The sequence below is a fragment of the Candidatus Megaera venefica genome (assembly GCF_034554655.1).
Classification (GTDB): Bacteria; Pseudomonadota; Alphaproteobacteria; order Rickettsiales; family Rickettsiaceae; genus Megaera_A; species Megaera_A venefica.
The window spans coordinates 1-4,680 of record NZ_JARJFB010000138.1 but is presented as its reverse complement, the minus strand read 5'-3'; the positions used below and the strand labels follow the sequence as shown (position 1 = coordinate 4,680).

At 37.5% G+C, this 4,680-nt stretch carries 5 protein-coding genes and 1 tRNA gene; 4 read left to right on the top strand and 2 right to left on the bottom strand.

Annotated elements, in window-relative coordinates; all coding sequences use genetic code 11:
* Positions 1–284 precede the first annotated feature (284 nt).
* A complete protein-coding gene (dut, locus tag Megvenef_RS07550) occupies positions 285–728 on the bottom strand; it encodes a dUTP diphosphatase (protein WP_322777349.1) in 444 nt (147 codons plus the stop codon).
* 191 nt (positions 729–919) lie between these two features.
* Between dut and Megvenef_RS07545 the strand changes: the two genes are divergently transcribed.
* The 4 genes from Megvenef_RS07545 (at position 920) to Megvenef_RS07530 (ending at position 4,161) form a co-directional block, all read left to right on the top strand.
* Positions 920–1,414, top strand: coding sequence for a GyrI-like domain-containing protein (locus Megvenef_RS07545; protein WP_322777348.1), 495 nt, complete (start codon positions 920–922; stop codon positions 1,412–1,414).
* On the top strand, positions 1,411–1,818 hold the full coding sequence (locus Megvenef_RS07540; RefSeq protein ID WP_322777347.1) for a GNAT family N-acetyltransferase: 408 nt from the start codon (positions 1,411–1,413) through the stop codon (positions 1,816–1,818). Before Megvenef_RS07545 ends, Megvenef_RS07540 begins: the two co-directional genes overlap by 4 nt.
* 65 nt (positions 1,819–1,883) lie before the next feature.
* Positions 1,884–2,807 (top strand): phosphotransferase family protein, encoded by a 924-nt coding sequence (locus tag Megvenef_RS07535; protein WP_322777346.1) that lies wholly within the window; start codon positions 1,884–1,886, stop codon positions 2,805–2,807.
* Positions 2,808–3,003: 196 nt separating this feature from the next.
* Positions 3,004–4,161, top strand: coding sequence for a Fic family protein (locus Megvenef_RS07530; protein ID WP_322777345.1), 1,158 nt, complete (start codon positions 3,004–3,006; stop codon positions 4,159–4,161).
* Between the two features lie 71 nt (positions 4,162–4,232).
* Here the strand turns inward: Megvenef_RS07530 and Megvenef_RS07525 are convergent.
* Positions 4,233–4,309, bottom strand: a tRNA-Asp gene (locus Megvenef_RS07525).
* Between the last annotated feature and the right edge of the window lie 371 nt (positions 4,310–4,680).

The following is a 4,680-nucleotide window of genomic DNA, read 5'->3' as shown; positions in this document are numbered from 1 at the left end:
AACACCAAAATTTTACCTTCTTGGCAAAAAAATAGCTCAAAAAATGAATGTGCGGTGATTTATTTTTGAAATTCTTGAAATTATATCAAAAATTTAGAGTTTTGACGGAGAGACCAACTATGGATAAGATAAATATTAGATTTAGTTATGTCCGGCAAGAAACATAGTCATACCGGGCTTGATCTGGGATTTTGGGCAACCAGCAGAAGCTCCATAAGTCAGGTTCAGTAAAGGATATATTGACTAGGTAGTTTTTACTTGAAGAGGTTAGCTTATTAATATAATTAATGCCCAGTAGAGCCGAACCCGCTAGTTCCTCTGTTAGTTTCCTCTAATGAGTCAACTTCTTCTAAAATTACGTGTTCATATTTAGCAATCACCATTTGAGCAATGCGCATACCGCGCGTTATGGTAAAATCACTTTTTCCATGATTTATAAGTATAACTTTTAGTTCTCCGCGATAGTCTGCATCTATTGTACCTGGACTGTTAAGCACTGTAATACTATTCTTTGCTGCTAGACCAGAACGTGGCCTTATTTGCGCTTCAGTGCCACGAGGTAGCCCGAGTGCAATTCCCGTTGGTACAATCTGCACGTCGCCGGCCTTAATAATTAAGTCCGCATCTATAGCAGCGGAAAGATCCATACCAGCACTTTGATCTGTTGCATAATGTGGTAGAGGAAGATCCTTTGCATGATCTAGCTTAATAATAGAAACTTTTGTCATCACGGATAGTTGTTATTTTAATGATTGATTTAAGTAATAAAGCGACTTTAATATATTGCGAGCATGTTACCGCAGTACCATTATCCAGTCAAGTTGTAATAGCTTAGAACTACGTTGTCAACCTAGTAGTGGTTGTACAAATTTTACTTTTATGCCAAGATAACGGTATAATTTTTATGGAGTAAAAAATAATGCAACCGATATTGCAACTGCAAGAAATGAAGCTAGTGGGTATTAGCTGTAGGACTAATAATGATCACATATTTGAAAGCGATCCATCAATTAATAAAATTGCTGCCACTGTACAAAAATACTTTTATGAAACTTTAGCTGAAAAAATCCTGCACCGTAAAAAGCCAGGAACCACTTACTGCGCCTATACAAATTACGAAAGTGATTTCACTGGCGATTATACCTTTTTTATCGGGGAAGAAGTCAAATCTTTTGAAAACGTACTTACAGAATTTAGGACTCTAACTATACCTATTCAAAATTATGCAAAATTCACCAATGGGCCTGGACCTATGCCAGAAGTGTGCATAGATATGTGGAAAAAAATATGGGCTATGAGTTCCTCTGAGATAGGTGGTGACCGAGGTTACATTACTGATTTTGAAGTATATGATGAACGCGCTCATGATCATCAAAATGTGACACTTGATATTTACATTGGCCTCAAAAAATGAATATCGAATTTACGTCTACACCGCAAAGCTCAGAGATTGATTTTCTTACTCAAAAAATTAACCAAGAAACTAGTGAATTTGGTTCGGCTTATCCTTTTGCGTTTTTTATTCGAAATAAGGTAGGCGAGATTATTGCTGGTTGTAATGGTTCTGTGGTGTTTGGCGGTATCTATACAGATCAATTGTGGGTCCGCCCAGATTATCGTGGATCTGGTTTGGGCCTGAAGCTTATGAAACAAGTGCATGATTATGGTCTCAAACTAGGGTGCCAGATTGCTACCGTTAGCACGATGAGTTTTCAGGGCGCTAACACATTCTATGAAAAATTGGGATATGTAGTTGATTTTGAGAGATCAGGTTATACACAAAATTCCAGTTGTATTTTTTTAAAGCGGAGTTTGTAATGTTTAAAGCAGCTTGGGAAAAAACAAGCATCACCTATCAATTACCACACGACATAGTGGAGCAAATGGTGCGGCTCGCCTATCCCGACAGAGAACTCATTTCATATGAATTGATTGCTGGCGGATGCGCTAACCTCAACATTAAAATTCTGCTGAAAGATGAAAAGCACCCGTTAATTTTACGTGTTTATTTGCGTGATAAAGATGCTGCCTACCGAGAACAAAAACTAGCCACGTTATTAAAAAAAACCGTGCCTATGCCTATGACGCTTTATATCGGAGAGATCGAGAGTTATCGTTTTGCTATTACAGAATTCATACATGGCATATCTCTGCGAGATCTTTTACTTGGTGATGCACCACATGATCTTAGCGCAATCATGTATGAAGTTGGCACGATTCTTTCGAAAATTACAGCGCATGAATTTTCAAGAGCAGGCTTTTTTGATAAAGAGTTGAATGTTATTAATGGATTACCTGATGATTTCGCTTTAACTTTTGCAAAAGAATGTTTACTTGCTACAAATGTTATTTCCACATTAGATTCAGATACTATTTCAAAGATCACTGCATACTTTGAAAAGTATAATCGCTTGTTTCCTAATAGTTATGAAAAACATCTTGTTCACGCCGATTTTGATCCTGCAAATATTCTTGTAAAACAGATTAGTGGCCAATGGAAAGTGAGCGCAGTGTTAGATTGGGAATTCGCTTTTTCGAACTCAGTACTACACGATGTCGCTAATATGCTTCGATATGCGCACAAAATGCCACCTGAATATCAGAATGGATTCCTCGCTGGGTTAAGTACTAATGGCATAGTATTGCCGAAAAATTGGCAAATTACTGTGAACTTATTAAACTTACTATCGCTACTCGATTGCTTAAAAAGATCAGATACAAAAGGTTCCCCCAATCAATGTGCTGATATTAGTGAACTGCTTGACCATATTTTATTAGAGTTATCCTATGAAACAAACAGGTCGTAATATTGCCAGCTATCTTTTCTTTTGATGATTGACTAAGAAAAGATAACGAGGTATTATTTCTTTATGATAAGCGTTAAGAAAATATAGTCATTCAATTTGGATTAGGAGCTAAGTGTAAGAAGTCCCAGCATATATATAATTAGGAGAGCGACGAACAACAACGCATATAAATTCAAAGTGGATAACTATAATATCAATGAATCAACGCATCGGGACATATATTACTCAAAAAATTGCTGGAGAGTCCTACAAGGCCTACGTGCCACCAAAATTACCACCCAAACCCCCTATAGATTTAGCCAGACTTTATCCTTATTTAGAAAAGGCAGCTATTGCATTGGCTGAGCTGAATAGCGTTCATAAGTCGATTCCTAATACCGCGCTTTTTGTTTATATGTATGTTCGTAAAGAGGCATTACTTTCAAGTCAGATTGAAGGAACACAAAGTTCATTTTCAGATTTGATGCTTTTTGAGCACCATCAGAAACCAAAAGTTTCATTGGATGATGTTGAAGAAGTATCTAATTATGTAAAAGCTATTACTTATGGCTTAAAAAGCCTAAAAGAAGGTTTTCCTCTATCACTCCGGTTGCTTCGCGATATTCATGGCGTGTTATTATCTGGTGAGCATGGCGCAGTTAAACTACCAGGAGAATTTAGACGCTCACAAAATTGGATTGGAGGCACAAGACCAGGCACAGCTTTATTTGTTCCTCCTCCAGTTGACCAGTTGAATCAATGCTTATCTGATTTCGAAAATTTTTTGCACGATAATACCCTACCCGTTTTAATCAAGGCAGGCCTTGCACATGTGCAATTTGAAACAATTCATCCCTTTTTAGATGGTAATGGCCGTTTAGGTAGATTATTGATTACGTTGCTTCTTTGCAATAGTGGTATGCTTGACGAGCCAATTTTATATTTGAGCCTTTACCTAAAGCAAAATCGGCATGTCTATTATGACTTGTTGCAAGAAGTGAGATTGCATGGTACCTGGGAAACATGGCTTGAATTCTTTTTAGAAGGAATATTTAACTCTTCAAAGCAAGCAATGCAAACAGCTCTTCTTATCAACAATCTGTTCGAGCAAGATATTAAGAAAATCTCCTCTTTAGGAAGAGCAAGGTTTTCTTGTGAACAAACTCTTGAATATTTAAAGAAATTACCACAAGTAACAACTACTTTGCTTGTTAGCGAGCTAGGTATGACAGCACCGACTGCTAGAAGCTCTCTCAATAATATGGTGTCTTTAGGTATTTTAGAAGAAATGAGTGGGAAAAAACGTGATAAAATATACGTATATCGTAACTATTTAAATATTCTTGAAGATGGTGCGCAACCATTTAAGCAATAAGTGTTACTTGAAAGATAACGGAATATTTTTGAGCGTGTAAGCTGCAACTGTAATAATCTTTAAAAAGGCAATGGCGGGAGTGACGGGACTCGAACCCGCGACCCTCTGCGTGACAGGCAGATACTCTAACCATCTGAGCTACACCCCCTTAGCCTCTTGCGATTGGTAATATATATCAGATTATAAAGACCCGCAAGCATAAATTCATATTTAGTTTTATGAATTATTAGAGCACCAACAACCTGCACTTAATTTGGCAAAAACCTTCCTCTTTGGTCTAGAATCCCAGAAACATACTATTGTCATCCTGAACTTGTTTCAGGATCTCAGGCAACGGAAGAAGATCCCGGATCAAGCCCGGGATGACCGTATTATACTATAAGATCCATGACCTAAGCCAGATCTGGCCTCAAGGCACCCCTCTCCTGAACTTAGATTTAACTAGTCCATCCACCGAAACTCCCACAAGGCAACAAATATAAGGGTTGCAAGATAAAAAGCTTGGTCAAATCCATAAGA